The following is a 16141-nucleotide window of genomic DNA, read 5'->3' on the forward strand; positions in this document are numbered from 1 at the left end:
ACATATTAACCACTTAAAATGATGAGAAAATTATTCTCCCTGCTACTGCTATGCCTTATTTTCGGTAGCATAGCATCGGCACAAAACAAAAAAGCGGCAGGACCTTACCTTCGGGATAGCGTACTGCTAAAAACACACGACGGCGCATTTGTTACCGTAATGATAGCCCGCAAAAAAGGGGTAACTGAAAAACTACCAACCATTTTCCAGTTCACCATTTATGCCCGTCGTTCAGATTCATTAAAAATCCAGGAAGCTGCGGATAGGGGCTATGTCGGTGTAATGGCCTATACACGCGGCAAATGGAACAGCCCTGGCGAGCCGCTGGCCTATGAAACCGATGGACGCGATGCTTATGAAGTGATAGACTGGATCAGCAAACAGGCCTGGAGTGATGGCCGGGTAGGTATGTACGGCGGAAGCTACAATGGATTTACCCAGTGGGCGGCTACTAAAAAACTTCATCCGGCACTTAAAACCATCGTGCCTTCGGCTGCCGTAGCGCCGGGACTTGATGTACCGATGACCAATAACGTGCAAATGAGCTTTGTTTTTTCGTGGACGTATTACACCAGTAACAACAAATTCCTGGATGAAAAAGATTATAACGGACCACAATGGAACCAGCTGTACTGGAAATGGTATAACACAGGCTTAGCTTATCACACGCTCGACAGTCTTACCGGCAGAGAGGTTAATCATATGTTCGGGCATTGGGTGGCACATCCAACTTATGATCAATACTGGCAGAATATGATTCCCTATAAAAAAGAATTTGCAGAGATCAACATACCGGTGTTAACAACCACGGGGTATTACGACGGCGGACAGATTGGTGGCATGTACTATTATCGCGAACATCTGAAATATAACTCCAACGCCAATCATTACGTGATCATCGGACCTTACGGCCATTTCGGCTCACAGGGACATCCCGATTCGGTTTTGAATGGTTACCGCATTGATGATGCGGCGCGGATCAACATTCACGAAATTATTTACCAGTGGTTTGATTATATCTTCAAAAACAAACCTAAACCAGTTTTTTTGAAAGACAAGTTCAACTTTGAAGTTATGGGCAGCAATGAGTGGAAGCATGTGCCCTCGCTCAAGCAAATGAGCAATGATACCCTGAAGCTTTATCTGGATAATTCCCGCTTAAGCCCGGTTAAACCATTGAAAAAAGCTTTCGCATCGCAAAGTGTCAATTTTGCCAACCGGGATAGCATCAGCAGTTATTACTTTTTAAACCAGTTTATTTATGATACGCTGAACACCGGCAGCAGTCTTGTTTTTAAAAGTGATCCACTTACAAAACCGCTTACTGTCAGCGGCGCGTTTTCGGGTGTGTTAAAGACTATCATCAATAAAAAGGATCTGGATTACCATGTGGTGATGTTTGAGGAAATGCCCGATGGCAAATATTTTTACCTTAGCTATTTTATGGGCAGGGCCAGTTATGCTACTAATCCAGAGAAAAGGCACCTGCTAAAACCGGGACAAATGGAAACTATTCCGTTTACTAACACCTACATCACCAGCAGGCAGTTCAGTAAAGGCAGCCGCATAGTGATCCTGCTCAATATCAACAAAAGTCCTTTTGAACAGATCAATTACGGAACGGGGAGGAATGTGAGCGATGAAACTATCCGCGATGCCAAAATACCGCTGCAGATAAAGTGGTTTAATGATAGTTATATCAATGTGCCGGTGTTGCGATAGATAAGACGCAAGACGGCAAGAGCCAGGAAGCAAGAAATTAAAAACTTCGTAAGTCTGGGTTCTATTAGAGAAGCATACCTTATAACTTCTTAATCTCGATATTCCTGTACCAAACATCAGCGCCATGGTCTTGCAACACGATGTGCCCTGATTTAAACGTTCCGAAATCGGGCCATTCTTTGAATTTACTGCCCGCTACCAGTTTTTTCCAATGGTCGTCCCAAAGGGTCGTTGACAGTACATGCTCGCCATTAATGGTAAAATCAAGCTTGCTGTTGTTGCAAACAATCTCTACCTGGTTCCACTCGCCGGCAGGTTTAACTACTTCTTTCGATATGGAGATCAGATCATACAAATCGCCTGCACGGTGTTTGATGAGTTTGCCATCTTCGTTTTCCTTGTTATCAACTACCTGGCATTCGGGACCGGTAAAGTAACTGTATTTGTATTTGGTGGTATCCTCCTTTACAAGAAACAGAATCCCGCTGTTCCCGCCTTTTGAGATTCTCCATTCCAGCTTAAGGTCAAAGTTTCCGTACTCCTCGTTACTTACCATATCGCCTCCATTTTTGCTTTGCCAATCACCTTTTTGCGAAGCGTCAAGGTGCAGCACGCCATCTTCTGCTTTCCAGGCTAAACCCGGTGCCGGTTTACCATAGGCATGCCAGCCGTTTGTAGTTTTACCATCAAACAGTGGCTCAAATGCCGAAGCAGTGCTATCCTTTTTTTGATTAGTATCGGCAATACTTGTACTGTCCTTATTATAGTTTTTGGGGGTAGATGAATGGCAGCCACTTAGGGCTATGGCTGTCAGTGCTATTAAAAATAACTTGTTCATTTGGTGCTATGTTTTAGTTAATATGTTTTAGAGATTTCCTTTTTTAAATTCGCCCACGGCATAAGTAGCAGCTCGGGCAGTTAAGGCCATATACAATATTGACGGGCTCTGATTACCTGTGCTGGTCATACAGGCCCCATCGGTAACAAATGCGTTTTTACATAAATGCAACTGGTTCCACTGGTTAAGCAGCGATGTTTTAGGATCTTTCCCCATCCGTACGCCACCCATTTCATGAATATCCAAGCCAGGAGCCTGTTTATTTTCATGCTTTTGGATATTGGTACAGCCTGCTTTTTCAAACATATCGGCAGTTTGGGTTAAAAAATCCTTGATCATGCGCTCATCATTATCATCATATTCAACCGAAGTTATCAGCAAAGGAATGCCCCATTGATCTTTCTCCTCTGTACTTAAACGCACATGATTACTGGCTTTGGGTATGGTTTCGCCCTGCAGGTACATGTAAGCACTCCAGCCGCCCGGCTCGGTAAGCGAATCTTTGTAAGCGCCACCGACTTCGCCTTCAGTGGTTTCTTTTGGTCCCCGGTTGCGGTAAGCGCCCATAAATGTGGTGAAACCGCCTTTATAATCTGTTTCCTGTTTATGCAGGTTACGATAGTTGGCCAGGATCAGCTCTGTAGGGTTGCGACCAAAGTAGTAGCGGTCTAAAAAGCCGTCCATATCAGCCGTTACCGATGCCCGGTAATTTTGAAAAGCAACATACTTTCCAAGCAAACCATTATCGTTACCCAAGCCATTCGGGAACCGCTCTGATTTAGAATTAAGCAGGATCAGGTTGGTGTTCAATGCCGAAGCATTCATGAAAATAATGCGCGCCTTGTAAATAAACTCCTGTTTGGTATTGGTATCAATAACTTTTATCCCTGTAGCTTTACCTTGTTTTTCATCATAAATAATGGAATGCACAACCGAGAATGGTCTTATAGTGAGGTTACCCGTTTTTTTTGCCCAGGGCAGCGTTGAGCTTACTGAACTAAAATAACCACCGAACGGGCAGCCACGCATACACAGGTTCCTGGCCATGCATTTAACCCGGCCCTGATCTATGTGGATCTGCTTAGGCTCGGTAATATGGGCCCAGCGGGCATGTACCAGGTGCCTGTCTGGATAGCTTTCTTTTATTCTGTTGCTGATATGTTCCTGTACTGCGTTCATATCAAATGGTGGCAAAAACTCGCCGTCGGGCATGGATTCAATGCCATCTTTATTACCGCAAACACCAATAAACTTTTCCACATGCGAGTACCATGGCGCTACATCATCATAACCTATAGGCCATTCAATACCATACCCAAAACGTGCCGGGTTTTCAAACTCGTATTTACTCCAGCGCTGGCAGGCCCTGCCCCAGGTAAGCGATTTACCACCAACCTGGTAACCACGAATCCAGTCGAAAGGCTTTTCCTGGATATACGGATGATCTTTGTCCTTTACAAAAAAGTGGGCATCATCCTCGCCGTAACCTGCTGCACGGGTTATCAGCGGATTTTCCTTCAAAAATGCCTTGGTCATAGCCCCCCGGTGTTTAAACTCCCAGGGATCCATGGTTGCTGTGGGATAGTCTTTGATATGCTGCACATCCCTGCCACGTTCAAGTACCAGGGTTTTTAAACCCTGCTCACAAAGCTCTTTAGCTGCCCATCCACCGCTGATGCCCGAGCCTATTACAATAGCATCATAAGTAAACTGACCGTCAGTATTTTTAGGTTCATCAGGCATTGGTACAATTGGTTATGGTTAATAAACTGTTTAATTGGCAATAGGTTTTATATAAAAGCTGAAAGCACAAAGCTAAAGGCCTAAAGCATTAAGCTCTTAAAAGCTAAAAGCACAAAGCTTTAAATTTTTAGCTTTCGGCTTTTTGCCTTAAGCTTTCAGCTCATCATATCTGCATAACGATTTATACTGTTAAGCTCAGTTGTGCCGCCGCTGCTTCATCCAGAAACACCTGTGCGTTTTGCAGCGTTTTAAATATGGAAGCAGGTACGTCATTGGTAACACAGCCCTGTAAGGCCTCGGCAATAATTGGCGCTTTTTTACTTCCGCTGGCTATCAGCACCGGTACCGCGGCTTCGGCCAGGTGCCTTAAACCAAGTGTAATGCCCTCGGTTAAAACAGTATCGGTAGTAAAATATTTTTGAGCAACTTCAACCGTAATAGGAGCTAAAGGTGAGTGATGCGCATACGAATGAAAATTGGCACCGGGTTCATTAAGACCGATATGGCCATTGAGCCCCACACCAACCACCATCATATCTAACCCGCCAAGCTTATCAATATGTTTATTCATGTCCTGGCATTCCGCATCCAGGTCATCGGCAATAGCATTAAAAAATTTCACTTTGTTGGGTGAGATATTAAGCGGCTTAAAGAAATGTTTTTCGAGGAAGTAAGTACAACTGCCGTCATTGGTTCGGTCGAGGCCTACCCATTCATCAAGGCCTACAAAGTTAGTTTGGCTAAAATCAACCAGGCCACGATTTGCATATTGAACCAGGTAGCTAAGCAAACCGGCTGGCGATTCGCCTGAGGGAAAACAGATAAGCGCGTCAGGCTTTTGGCTAACAAGGGTAACCACCAGGTCGGCCGCCGCTTTTGACATGGTGTTGTAATCAGGATATGTATGTATTTTCATTTTCTATTTATTATTGAGCCAAAGATTTACAGGTTTATCAACCTTTGCCGAAAAAGGCAGCTCTATTTTTTTGCCTGCCCCTGCCGATGCATAAGCCGCGTAGATGAGTTCAAGTACAGCCCTGCCATCCTCGCCGGTTACCAGTGGGGTTTTGTTGTTTTGTACACAATCAATAAAGTGTTTTAGCTCATGCGGATAGCCTTGGTTGAAGGCTTCTTCAAAAATGGTGAAGCTCCATCCTTGCGTGGTATCTGATTTTTCCATGGCGTAGCCATACCCATCACGACTGTAAGTTACCGCCGCATTGCCCATAAACAGATCGGCATAAATAACGCCGCCAAGACCGTGGATCTCGCAGCGGTCGTCCATACCGCCATGTTTAGCCCAGCTATTTTCGGCCACGGCTGTTACGCCGTTTTCAAACTCAACAATAATTACAGAATTATCTTCGCCTTTGGTACGGCCTTTATGAAGTACCGTGCTCATACTGGCATAAACGCTTTTAGGTTTGGCATTATCCAGCATCCAGCGGAACCAACCTAAAGCATGGCAACCCATGTCCATGATCACCCCACCGCCCGAAAAATTGATATCATAAAACCAATCCGAATGCGGCCCCGAATGCTTTTCGCCCTGCTTCAGCATGTAGATCTCGCCAACAGCGCCTTCTTTTACCAGGTGCCTTGCCCGTTCATATTTGGGTGCGAAGCAAAGCTCTTCGGCATACATCAGTTTTACATTGTTGGCCTTGCATACGGCAATCATTTCATCGGCCTCTTCAAGCGTAACGGCAAGCGGCTTTTCAATAATCACATGCTTGCCTGCTTTGGCAGCTTTTATGGCGGCTTCAGCGTGTAAATAATTGGGCAGGCAGATATCTACTACCTCGCACCCTGATTCGGCAATGAGCTTATCAATATCGTCAAACCATTGGGCTATATGGTATTTTTCGGCAAAGGCTTTAGCTTTTTCGGGGTTTCGGGCGTAACAGGCCACAACATCGGCTTCAGGGATAAAGCGATGGTACGATTCCATGTGGATATCGGTAATAAAACCGGCACCCAGTATGGCAACTTTAGTTTTGTTCATAAAACGTATATATAATATAGCGCTGATAATTGGGACAGCGCACAGGATTTACCTGGTTCAGAATACTATTCAAGATTAACGAATAATAATTAAAAATTGAAAATTTTTGGAAGATCGGTACTTCGTCCCCACCCATGACACAATAAAATAGTGGTCATATTGAACTTGTTTCAACACCCCATTTGCTAAGCCGCTTGCTAATCAAATCGCATACCCGTCCTATGGGGTGCTGAAACAAGTTCAGCATGACGGGTAGAGATGCCATTTCACCCTAAAAATTAACGGGATCAAAAAATTTGACGAGATAGAAATCTTGTTCTGTTTAACGTTTTACTGCTCCAGCACATGCTTTTTAATAAACTCAATTGTTGATTCGGGCAGGGCATTACCGCTGGCCTGGGTAAGGCTACCGTCGGGTTGTAATTCAAGTTCAGCGTTGATGTTGTTATCGATAAAAACATGAAGCTTGTTTTGCTCTTTTTCAACACGGCAGGTAAGCTCACGTTCTGAATAGTTGATCAGGAATTCGTACTTCCCATCTTTGGCAGCAGGTGTGGTGTCTTTTTGATCGATCATGGCGGTTTGTTTATTGGGATAACACGCCGGGATACATGATGTTTACTTTATTTAATAAATAAAAACAGGTGTTTCAACATCCTTTAAAAACAGGCAGAAAAAAAAAGAGATAGCCCGCCGGCTGTCTCTTTTTTAAATTTAAGTTGACTGACCTCATTATTTATCATAAAGAACTAATTGGTTAGAACGATAATAACAATTAGTCAAATATAAGCACTATAGAATAAGTAGACTAATTTTTTTGATAAAAAATGTTACTTTTTTTTCATTTTGGCTCAGTTTTTCTTAACAGATGGCATTTTGCTAACAATACTGTCCTTTTTCTGCTCATTTCCGGATGGTTTTGGGGCAAAATTTCTGATAATCGTATCCTTTTTAAATTTTATCGTATTATTCTTCGCTGTATCAACTTTTAGGGTACTATCCTGCATGTTTTTTTGTCCGGGGCCTTTTAGGCTGTCTGTCTTCATACCTGCTGCAGGTTTAGTGGTACCTGGCTTGCCCGGGGTATTTTTTGCAGGTGGCTTTGTAGTAGTTGCCTTTTTGCTTCTCTTTTTTATAATGTCTTCTTTAGAAGCAGGTCGCTCTTTAGGCTTCCATAAAAATCCTTTCAGGATCTTGTCGTCCTCCTTTACTTTTTCGATAGGGATGTACCGGTTTTCGGGTTTGGTTAAAAAGTAGATATCCGTAGCCTGGTTCTTTTTAAAAACGGTACGGATCCTGCTGCTTAATGAGCGCTGCATACCCGAAACCTTGCCGCTGTCGCGCTGAAAATATATGGTTTCGGCATTGCCGAATGTGTACATCTCGTCCAGCTTATCATCCTTAAAATAGCCCCGCATCTTTTTACCCGAAACCTGGTTAAAATGCGTTGAATCGTCTTTTTCAATATTTACGATAAATGCAGATGGGAACAATTCAATATTATCCAGCTTTTTGTGGCGCATTTGCATATATACCGTATCCCCGCTCAATTGCGACCCTTGTGTCCAGATAATGGGGTTCACATACATGCGCATTGTTGAGTCGCTATTGCTGTAAAATACCGAATCGGACTTAGCCTGCAGATCCGATTTAAAGATCTTGACATGATGGTGCCCGATAAGCATCCTCACCCGTGCTGTATCTTTCACGTTGACAGGATATTGTCTGAAAACCGGGTCACGCTGCATTTGCACACGGGCTATGCTGTCCTGCTTTGCTTTTTTGATAGCTGCAAGTGCATCCTTTTTGCGTTGTAATGAATCATTTACCGGTTTAGGCTTTCCAAAAAACTCACGGTGAAAATAACTGGTATCTTTAGGCACCTTTATATAATAAGCCGTCAAAAATTTCGACGATTTTTTATCAGCCGCCACTTTGCGTTGCTTCAATGTAGTATCCCGTAAAGTACGCTGACGTTCCTGGTAAATTTTTTGATTTTTATAGGTCATGATCTGCGTTTCGATAGTATCGGCAGTCATGTATATCGAATCGCGTTTAATGTGGCTGGTGTCTTTAGGCGCCACAGAAGATTTTACGGGTATAAGCTTTCCTGTTACTTTAGCAACGCCGGGCTTAATGGCATCGGCAACTCCGGCAAGGCTGCCTATGTTTTTTATACCTACTTTATCCTTATTGTTTTTTAATGCAGGGGCCGCAGCCTTCAGTGCTGAATCAATCAGTTTTTCGTTACCTTTTTTGGCCTGCGTTGCCGCCTTTATCAGGGCATCTGCATTTGTATCTTTATTATTTTGTAAAGCGCCTTGTACCAGCTTGGTTGCCATATCAACATTGGCACTATCCTTTTTACCTATTGCAAAAGGCTGCTTAATCGGCATGGTATTGGCCGGGGCCTTGTGGCTGCTATCGGGTTTTATAGCACCGGCAATTTTAGCAAGATCGGTCACTTTCTTGCCCGATGCTTTAGCATTCTTGTTTTCTGCCGGCAATTGTTTAGCTGTGGTATCGGGTTTACTGGTATCCTTTTGTTCGGAGATCAGTACCACATAAGCGTTTTCGGTAACAACGGTTTTTTCCTCGGCTCTGTAATAGGTACCCAGATCGCCTTTAATAGTTACCTTTTGCTCACGGTCTTCAAAAGTGATGTTTTTTACCGCCCGACCGTAGCCTTTTAGCTTATCATAAAAAAGACTATCCCCTTTTAATGATTTGGTACCCTGCCTGTATGAATTTTTCTTCCCGAAATAAGCTTGCTCCGTAACGGTGTTATACAAGCCGTTCTCCGTGTACAGGGTATCCTTATCCTTGGTGCCATAAATATTGGTTGGCCCGAAAAAATAAGCTATACGAGTACCTGTATTGTACTTAAGAGTATCGGTTTTTATAAGCGCATCGGGTGTGGTAAGTACCACATTGTACCGGAAATAAGAATCGCGGCTGAAGGCAAAATAGTAGCCATTTTTACTCGTGAGCACATTATCCTTATTAACCAGTTTTCCGCCGCCTGTATAGGTACCTATGCGGCTGGCTGTATTATAGGTAAGGTAATTGGTGGTTAATGTGGCATCGCGGTCAACCATTTTAACATTATCGGTAAGGATGGCTGTTTTGGTATTACCGTTATAGTTCAGCTTATCCGAGAATATATTCAGCGTATCGCCCTGGTTTATGTTTACATTGCCAAAAGCGTCAAAAGCGTTTTCGTTGGGATAAAAGTAAGCACTATCCGACCGCAGGAGGGAGTAATCCTGCTTAAACACACCTTTATATACCTTGATCAGTTGCCTGCCGTTAACCTTTGTGCCGGTGCTTCGTTCAGATTGTATCAGGTTTACAATTGATTTTTTTTGAGCCATAGCTGCAGTTGCTATCGCCAAAAACAAAAAGCATAAAACATATTTCCTCACAATGGCAAAATTAGTTTTTTGTTGGGGTTATTAAATTAATAATTTTGATGAATGCTGCCAGTTAATCAGTTTGTTAATTTTATTGAGCAAAATGCTTTATTTACACCCGCTACCAAAATACTGGCGGCTGTAAGCGGCGGCATCGATTCGGTTTTAATGGTGCACCTGCTTAATACTGCAGGCTATGATTTTGGCATTGCCCATTGCAACTTTCAGCTGCGCGGCGATGAAGCCCTGCGCGACCAGGCCTTTTGCCGTGACCTCGCCACAGCACTTCGCATACCTTTTCATACTGTAAACTTTGATACGGAGCAATACGCGGCCCAAAACAAGATCTCGATCCAAATGGCAGCCCGCGACATGCGTTATCAATGGTTTGATACAATCAGTCAGCAATCAGGTTATGAGGTTATTGCGCTTGCTCACCACCAAAACGATACTATTGAAACAATATTGTTAAACCTTACACGAGGTACCGGAATTGCCGGGCTGCATGGCATTTTACCCAAAAACGGTAAACTGGTTCGCCCACTGTTGTTCCTCACCCGTGCCGAGATACAGACTATTGTTACTACCGAAGGTTTAACTTTTGTAGAGGACAGCTCTAATGCTTCGGCTAAATATGCCCGCAATAAGATCAGACTGGAAGTTGTGCCAAAGCTGAAGGAATTGAATCCATCACTCGAAAAAACTTTTGAAAACAGCTTGCTGCATTTCCGCGACCTGGAACTTTTGCTTGAGCTTAAGCTTGATGAAATAAGACAGACGCTGCCGCAGATACATGATGGCGTTACTTATCTCCCTATTGCCGAAGTAAAAAAACTAAATCCCAAACGGCTGTTGCTTTTTAAACTGCTCGATGAATATGGTTTTAATGAAGCTACTATCGAAGATCTCATTGCTTCGCTTGATAAACACTCCGGCCGGGTATTTGAATCAGGGACACATACCCTGTTGCTCGACCGTGATAACATTATCCTGAAACCCAAAACTACCACGCAGCTTGCCGAAGTTATTATCAAGACCACAGACCATGAAGCCAATTTCGGCGTTTATAGGGTGAATTTGCTGCATGATGATAGTCCGCTGATTATAAAAGATAACCCGTTGGCTGTATCAATTGATGCAGATAAACTGATATATCCGCTCAGGATCCGTAGCTGGCAGGATGGTGATCATTTTTTCCCTTTGGGGATGAAGGGCAAAAAAAAGTTAAGCGACTTTTTCATTAACCAAAAACTGCCGCTGCACCAAAAGGAAGAAATCCCTATCCTTGTAAACGGCAACGGCGAAATTATATGGATTGGCGGCTACCGCCCCGACGAAAGGTATAAAGTGAGTGATAACACTAAAAAAGTTACTATCTTCGAACTGTTTAAACTAACATGAGCGATAAATCCGTTTTTACTGAAAAGCAATACCTTGGCCGGGAATTTATACCGCTAACCATACGCCTGGTTTTAGCCATGTTTTGTTTTGCAGCCTACTTTTTTACTGATGAACGCGAGCGCAACGGCGATTTACTGGTTGTTGTAGGTTTTTCTATCATCATCATTTCCATTATCCTTGGATTCCTGCTACATTTCCGCACCCGTGTAGAAAACAAAAGCGTTATGCTTGACGGGCTTTGGACAACCAAGCTGGTGAAAATAGATCTGAACAGCATTGTTAAAGTTGAAAAGGGTACCTATAGCCGCTATATGTTCAATAATCCTGTTTATAACCTGCATACCAAAGGCACTATCCGCTTTTTCACCTCAGGTAACGAAGCCATCCACCTTACCGACCGCGATGGCCTGCTTTACATCATCGGTTCCAAACACCCTAATGAATTTTTGAGGGCAGTAAGGGAAGAGATGAAAAAGTAATCCGCGCTGGTCGTGAGGACACGACCACGGGGGAAGAGAATTTTCCATTAGTATTACTCACTCTCCATCACCCGCATCAATTCCTCAATAAATAAAATAGCCGCTCTTTTACGGTAAACACCTTTTTGCCAAAGGATGTATGATTGCCGTTTGATCTCTTTTGATTCGATGGGGATAGCGGTTACTTTGTTCCAGCCGATGATGGCTTTTTCGTTCAGGATAGTTGCCCAATGGCCATTCTCAACCAGGGCCAGCAATGAATGTACGTCGTTTAGTTCTATTTTGATGTTGGGCACTATCTTTTTACGGTTAAACAACTCATTGATAAACTCTCGCGAGCTGAATCCTTTACCCGGCAAAATAAGGTCCTGTTTGGCCAGTTCTTCGAGGCTTATTTTTTTTAGTTCGGCAAGTGGGTTGTTTTTGGATACCACCATCACCACGCTCGAGCTGAACAGCAGCTGCATTTCCAGATCTTCGTCGTCGCTTTCATTATGAAAAGCCAGGATCATATCCAGTTCGGCCAGGCGAAGTTTCTTTTCCAGTTCTTCGGGGTTACCGTAAGTAATAAAGATCTTGATGCCCGGATATTTGGTACTGAACGGGGCCAGCGCCGGTAATAGCAAAGAGGTAAAAGCGTATGAAACGCCGAGGTTCAGCTCGCCCGTGGTGGCATTCTGCAATTCACTAATGGCCTGCTTGCTTCGCTGTACATCGTTAAGGATTTTTCGGGCATGGGTTAAAAATATATGCCCGGCCTCAGTAATGCGCACATGTTTACCTATCCTGTCGAACAGGAGCATACCCAGTTCTTCCTCAAGCTGTTTGATTTGTTGCGATAGGGTACTTTGTGTAATGAACACGGCAGCTGCAGCCTCGGTAAAGTTCATGGTTTCGGCAGCTTTAACAAAGTACTGTAATTGACGTAATTCCATAATCAATCGTTTTTGCCTATCAATTCTATTAAAACAATCTATTTTACAAATGTATCAATAAGGGCGATATTTGCATTATAAAACAATTCAATAGTCTTGCATTAAGTACTCCCCTGAATTTGCTTTTGTTATGAATTGAACAAATGAATGTGTTTCGCTCTTTAAAGTACCGTAATTTTAAACTGTTTTTTTACGGTCAGTCAATCTCCCTCATTGGCACATGGATGCAAAAAACAGCAGTAAGCTGGTTAGTTTACCGCCTTACAGGTTCGGCCCTGTTATTAGGAATTGTAAGTTTTGTGAGCCTGATCCCCTCACTGATATTGGCCCCATATGCTGGCAGTATTGTTGACAGGCATAACCGCTACCGCATTTTGGTTATTACACAGCTGGTATCCATGCTGCAGGCCGGAGCCTTTGCTTTTATGATCTTTTTCAAGATCTATAATATCCCCGCAATTATTGGTTTAAGCCTGTTGCAAGGCATTGTAAATGCTTTTGACGTTACCTGCCGCCAATCATTGATGGTGGATATGGTTGATGATAAGGCCGATCTGCCTAATGCAATCGCTCTAAACTCAACCATGACCAATCTTGCCCGTATTGCGGGCCCGGCCATTGCAGGTATAGTATTGAGTGCTTTTGGCGAGGATGTTTGTTTCTTCGGTAACTTTTTGAGCTATATCCCGGTGCTTGCCTGTTTATTTATGATGAAACTGGACACCATAGTGCCTGTCCGTTCAGAAAAAAGCATCTGGACAGAACTACAGGAAGGTTTCAAATATGTATCAGGCGACAGCGACCTGAGCAGTATGATCCTGATGCTTACCGCAAGCAGCTTGTTCGTTATTCCTTTTAATACGCTGATGCCCATCTTTGCAAAAGATATTTTTAATGGCGATGCCAAAACTTTCAGCTGGTTTGAGAGCGCAGCCGGCTTAGGCTCGGTGATCAGCGCGGTTTATTTAGCCAACCTCAAAACCAATAAAAACCTGGTGAAGATCATGTCTATCGCCAGTCTTATCTTCGGCACAAGTGTATTGATGGTAGCTTATGCGGGCAAACTGCCTTTTGCTTTAACATTCATGGTATTTACCGGCGTTGGGATGATGGCGCAAACATCGGCCATTAACACCTACATCCAAACCCATGCAATCCCGGCCATGAGGGCAAGGGCCATCAGTTATTATGTTATGGCTTACCAGGGTATGATCCCTGTAGGTAGTTTGATGGCCGGATGGTTAGCCAATGAACTTGGCCCGCGTAAAGCCGTTTGTATAGAAGGCATTATCGGAGTATTGGCAACAGCCTTATTTGTGTTGTATAAAAGAAGGCAGGCAGCCGGTGAAAGCGTTGATGGCAAGCCAGTGCTGGCCGATTGAAACATCTTAATGTTTAGGAACCGCATGAAACAGCGCATTGATATCGATCAATAAATGACAAATGATCAAAATTTTGATATTACGGTACCTATAATAGTGATATCCAAAAACCAGCCCTATGGCAAAGGGCACCAGCATATTAATAAGGGTGCCGTACCCGGTATGGACTAAGGCAAAACAAGTTGCCGATAAAAAAACCGGGAAATGCCGGTTGGTGAAAATAAGTTGCAACCGGCTTTGGATATACCCTCTAAAAATTATTTCCTCCACAACACCGGCGGTGATCAGGGTGAAAATTTTTAACGGTACGCTCATGAGCGAAAACTGAAGCGCTAAAGCGCTGGTTTTAAACCCCAATAGTTTCAAAGGTATCCATAGCGCAAACGCTGCGGCAACAATGATCACCAGTATAACCATCACAGATATTATATAAAAGCCAAACGAATGCCGTTCTTCTTTCCACAACAGAACAGGTTGCTTTTCAATTTTTGAAGCATACCAATAAACAATGCCAAAATAAATCCAAAATGTGATGCGGGTTATCAACATCCTTTCGGGTATTGGTAAGCCATGCAAAAGCATTGAGCTCAACGACCAGCATATATGCAGCGCAATAACAACTAAAAGGCCGTTAATCACTGCCCGTCGTTCTTCTTTTTTTAGTTGCTGTATCATTTAGCGATTAAAGGTTTAGCATCTCAATATACCAAAAGATCATGAATTAGTTATGGTTTAGGCCAGGGCTTATTTCAGGCGTAATTCAATTTTTTGTTTATATATATCCAGCCTAATCCAATCCAAAGAATTTTCGGACGGAACACATTCTTTCAAATCTAATCCCCGGGCGTACCTGCTAAGCGCTTTCGGGCCGAAATTTATAGTCATCTCATATTCCCCTTGCCCATCCGTACCGATCCTGGATTTTGTTATAATTTTACGGGTTTCATTTACGTTTTTAGCCGTTAATTGCTCTTCAACAAGTGGCATTGCTACCCCATCGCACCAAAAAAATTTAATTTTATCATCCTCAAAGTTTTTGAATACCCTGGATAAATGATATTCAAGGTAAATACAAAAATCTTCATCAAATGGGTAGCAGGGTTTATCTTCGGGCATCGTCGGGATAGATATTATAGAAAAGCCCTCTCAAAACTGAAAGGGCTTTTGTTGTTATGAACATGTTTTGCTTTACATCTTTAAACCAATCTCTCTCAAACGCTCATCCAAATACTCGCCTGCAGTAATATCAGTGTATAATTTAGGATGCTGGTCATCAATGCACGAATCAAGACTGGTAAGATCCATGTTTGATTTGGGATGCAGGAAAAACGGCACCGAAAAACGGGAGAACTTCATCAGCTCGCGCGGAGGATTTACTACTCGATGAGTTGTGGATTTTAGTTTATTGTTGGTTAAACGCTGCAGCATATCACCAACGTTAACCACCAGATCTTCGCCATACGCCTTAACCGGGAACCAGCTGTTATCGCGGGTTAACAGTTCAAGCCCGTCGGCACTGGCGCCTATTAATAAGGTGATCAGGTTGATATCCTCATGTGCACCGGCACGTACCGCGTCATCAGGAACCGAATCAGGATCCAGTATCGGGAAGTAGTGCAGATTACGCAGGATAGAGTTTCCGTTGTGCACTTTATCATCAAAATAGGTTTCCGGCAGTTCCAGGTAAACAGCGATGGCACGCAGCAAATATTTACCGGCTGCTTCCAGCTTTTTGTAAACTTCTATGGTAGTTGGGTTAAATTCAGTCAGTTCGTTAACTGTTACGTTATCCGGATACTGGGCTTTCAGCGCATCATCATCCGTTACGGTTTGGCCAATCTGCCAAAATTCTTTCAGGTCGGGGGTTTTAAAGCCTTTAGCAGTTTCTTTGCCTTTACCGGTATAACCACGCTGACCAGCCAAGCCCGGAATTTCATATTGCTGTTTTACAGCATCGGGTAAGGCAAACAGGGCTTTAACCTGTTCATAAAGTTTATCTATCAGCTCTTTGCTTAAACCGTGGTTAGTAATGGTAACAAAGCCGGTTTCGTTAAAAGCTTTGCCGATATCGTTCGAAAATTGCTTGCGTTCGTCGGCATTGCCGTTTATATAGGTATTCAGATCCAGGCGTGGAATATTTACGGTGCTCATAGTTGTAGTTTATAAAACAGGTAGCAAAATTATTTAATTTTTAAGCGTAGTACACAAGATAGCAATAAAATT

At 43.2% G+C, this 16141-nt stretch carries 14 protein-coding genes; 4 read left to right on the top strand and 10 right to left on the bottom strand.

What is annotated here, in order from left to right; translation table 11 throughout:
- Window positions 1–18 precede the first annotated feature (18 nt).
- Entirely contained in the window at window positions 19–1722 is a 1704-nt protein-coding gene (locus AC1DUD_RS16340; protein WP_477376169.1) for a CocE/NonD family hydrolase, read from the top strand.
- 79 nt (window positions 1723–1801) lie between these two features.
- On the opposite strand, the gene AC1DUD_RS16345 is transcribed toward AC1DUD_RS16340, so the two are convergent.
- The 6 genes from AC1DUD_RS16345 to AC1DUD_RS16370 all read right to left on the bottom strand — a co-directional run bounded on the left by AC1DUD_RS16345 (window position 1802) and on the right by AC1DUD_RS16370 (window position 9682).
- The gene (locus AC1DUD_RS16345) at window positions 1802–2560 is read right to left on the bottom strand and encodes a 3-keto-disaccharide hydrolase (RefSeq protein WP_477376171.1); all 759 of its coding nucleotides are present in this window, start codon (window positions 2558–2560) and stop codon (window positions 1802–1804) included.
- A gap of 27 nt (window positions 2561–2587) precedes the next feature.
- Entirely contained in the window at window positions 2588–4303 is a 1716-nt protein-coding gene (locus tag AC1DUD_RS16350) for a GMC oxidoreductase (RefSeq protein ID WP_477376173.1), read from the bottom strand.
- Window positions 4304–4484: 181 nt separating this feature from the next.
- Window positions 4485–5219 (bottom strand): glucosamine-6-phosphate deaminase, encoded by a 735-nt coding sequence (locus AC1DUD_RS16355; RefSeq protein ID WP_477376175.1) that lies wholly within the window; start codon window positions 5217–5219, stop codon window positions 4485–4487.
- Window positions 5220–5222: 3 nt separating this feature from the next.
- On the bottom strand, window positions 5223–6308 hold the full coding sequence (locus tag AC1DUD_RS16360; protein WP_477376177.1) for a Gfo/Idh/MocA family protein: 1086 nt from the start codon (window positions 6306–6308) through the stop codon (window positions 5223–5225).
- Between the two features lie 330 nt (window positions 6309–6638).
- A complete protein-coding gene (locus AC1DUD_RS16365) occupies window positions 6639–6884 on the bottom strand; it encodes a hypothetical protein (protein ID WP_377026671.1) in 246 nt (81 codons plus the stop codon).
- Between the two features lie 275 nt (window positions 6885–7159).
- Complete coding sequence (locus tag AC1DUD_RS16370) at window positions 7160–9682, bottom strand: OstA-like protein (protein WP_477376180.1); 2523 nt, start codon at window positions 9680–9682, stop codon at window positions 7160–7162.
- Between the two features lie 102 nt (window positions 9683–9784).
- On the opposite strand from AC1DUD_RS16370, the gene tilS reads away from it, so the two are divergent.
- Both tilS and AC1DUD_RS16380 read left to right on the top strand, forming a co-directional pair.
- Window positions 9785–11122, top strand: coding sequence for a tRNA lysidine(34) synthetase TilS (gene tilS / locus AC1DUD_RS16375; protein WP_477376182.1), 1338 nt, complete (start codon window positions 9785–9787; stop codon window positions 11120–11122).
- Entirely contained in the window at window positions 11119–11601 is a 483-nt protein-coding gene (locus tag AC1DUD_RS16380) for a hypothetical protein (protein WP_477376184.1), read from the top strand. Before tilS ends, AC1DUD_RS16380 begins: the two co-directional genes overlap by 4 nt.
- 53 nt (window positions 11602–11654) lie before the next feature.
- On the opposite strand, the gene AC1DUD_RS16385 is transcribed toward AC1DUD_RS16380, so the two are convergent.
- Window positions 11655–12536 (bottom strand): LysR substrate-binding domain-containing protein, encoded by an 882-nt coding sequence (locus AC1DUD_RS16385; protein WP_477376186.1) that lies wholly within the window; start codon window positions 12534–12536, stop codon window positions 11655–11657.
- A 143-nt stretch (window positions 12537–12679) separates the two neighbouring features.
- Here AC1DUD_RS16385 and AC1DUD_RS16390 point away from each other — a divergent pair, with 143 nt between their 5' ends.
- On the top strand, window positions 12680–13918 hold the full coding sequence (locus AC1DUD_RS16390) for an MFS transporter (RefSeq protein WP_477376188.1): 1239 nt from the start codon (window positions 12680–12682) through the stop codon (window positions 13916–13918).
- A gap of 6 nt (window positions 13919–13924) precedes the next feature.
- Here the strand turns inward: AC1DUD_RS16390 and AC1DUD_RS16395 are convergent, their stop codons facing one another.
- The 3 genes from AC1DUD_RS16395 to AC1DUD_RS16405 form a co-directional block, all read right to left on the bottom strand.
- Window positions 13925–14593: a lysostaphin resistance A-like protein gene (locus tag AC1DUD_RS16395; protein WP_477376191.1), complete on the bottom strand. Its 669-nt coding sequence runs from the start codon at window positions 14591–14593 to the stop codon at window positions 13925–13927.
- 69 nt (window positions 14594–14662) lie between these two features.
- A complete protein-coding gene (locus tag AC1DUD_RS16400) occupies window positions 14663–15034 on the bottom strand; it encodes a hypothetical protein (protein ID WP_477376193.1) in 372 nt (123 codons plus the stop codon).
- 72 nt (window positions 15035–15106) lie between these two features.
- A complete protein-coding gene (locus AC1DUD_RS16405) occupies window positions 15107–16069 on the bottom strand; it encodes an isopenicillin N synthase family dioxygenase (protein WP_477376195.1) in 963 nt (320 codons plus the stop codon).
- Between the last annotated feature and the right edge of the window lie 72 nt (window positions 16070–16141).

It is taken from the genome of Mucilaginibacter sp. P4_A11, assembly GCF_056402535.1.

What these genes read in the sequence shown, in the direction of transcription:
- AC1DUD_RS16355 (WP_477376175.1), bottom strand. Translation starts at nt 5,219, where the DNA reads ATGAAAATACATACATATCCTGATTACAACACCATGTCAAAAGCGGCG.
- tilS (WP_477376182.1), top strand. Translation starts at nt 9,785, where the DNA reads ATGCTGCCAGTTAATCAGTTTGTTAATTTTATTGAGCAAAATGCTTTA.
- AC1DUD_RS16340 (WP_477376169.1), top strand. Translation starts at nt 19, where the DNA reads ATGATGAGAAAATTATTCTCCCTGCTACTGCTATGCCTTATTTTCGGT.
- AC1DUD_RS16345 (WP_477376171.1), bottom strand. Translation starts at nt 2,560, where the DNA reads ATGAACAAGTTATTTTTAATAGCACTGACAGCCATAGCCCTAAGTGGC.
- AC1DUD_RS16390 (WP_477376188.1), top strand. Translation starts at nt 12,680, where the DNA reads ATGAATGTGTTTCGCTCTTTAAAGTACCGTAATTTTAAACTGTTTTTT.
- AC1DUD_RS16385 (WP_477376186.1), bottom strand. Translation starts at nt 12,536, where the DNA reads ATGGAATTACGTCAATTACAGTACTTTGTTAAAGCTGCCGAAACCATG.
- AC1DUD_RS16360 (WP_477376177.1), bottom strand. Translation starts at nt 6,308, where the DNA reads ATGAACAAAACTAAAGTTGCCATACTGGGTGCCGGTTTTATTACCGAT.
- AC1DUD_RS16365 (WP_377026671.1), bottom strand. Translation starts at nt 6,884, where the DNA reads ATGATCGATCAAAAAGACACCACACCTGCTGCCAAAGATGGGAAGTAC.
- AC1DUD_RS16400 (WP_477376193.1), bottom strand. Translation starts at nt 15,034, where the DNA reads ATGCCCGAAGATAAACCCTGCTACCCATTTGATGAAGATTTTTGTATT.
- AC1DUD_RS16405 (WP_477376195.1), bottom strand. Translation starts at nt 16,069, where the DNA reads ATGAGCACCGTAAATATTCCACGCCTGGATCTGAATACCTATATAAAC.
- AC1DUD_RS16370 (WP_477376180.1), bottom strand. Translation starts at nt 9,682, where the DNA reads ATGGCTCAAAAAAAATCAATTGTAAACCTGATACAATCTGAACGAAGC.
- AC1DUD_RS16395 (WP_477376191.1), bottom strand. Translation starts at nt 14,593, where the DNA reads ATGATACAGCAACTAAAAAAAGAAGAACGACGGGCAGTGATTAACGGC.
- AC1DUD_RS16380 (WP_477376184.1), top strand. Translation starts at nt 11,119, where the DNA reads ATGAGCGATAAATCCGTTTTTACTGAAAAGCAATACCTTGGCCGGGAA.
- AC1DUD_RS16350 (WP_477376173.1), bottom strand. Translation starts at nt 4,303, where the DNA reads ATGCCTGATGAACCTAAAAATACTGACGGTCAGTTTACTTATGATGCT.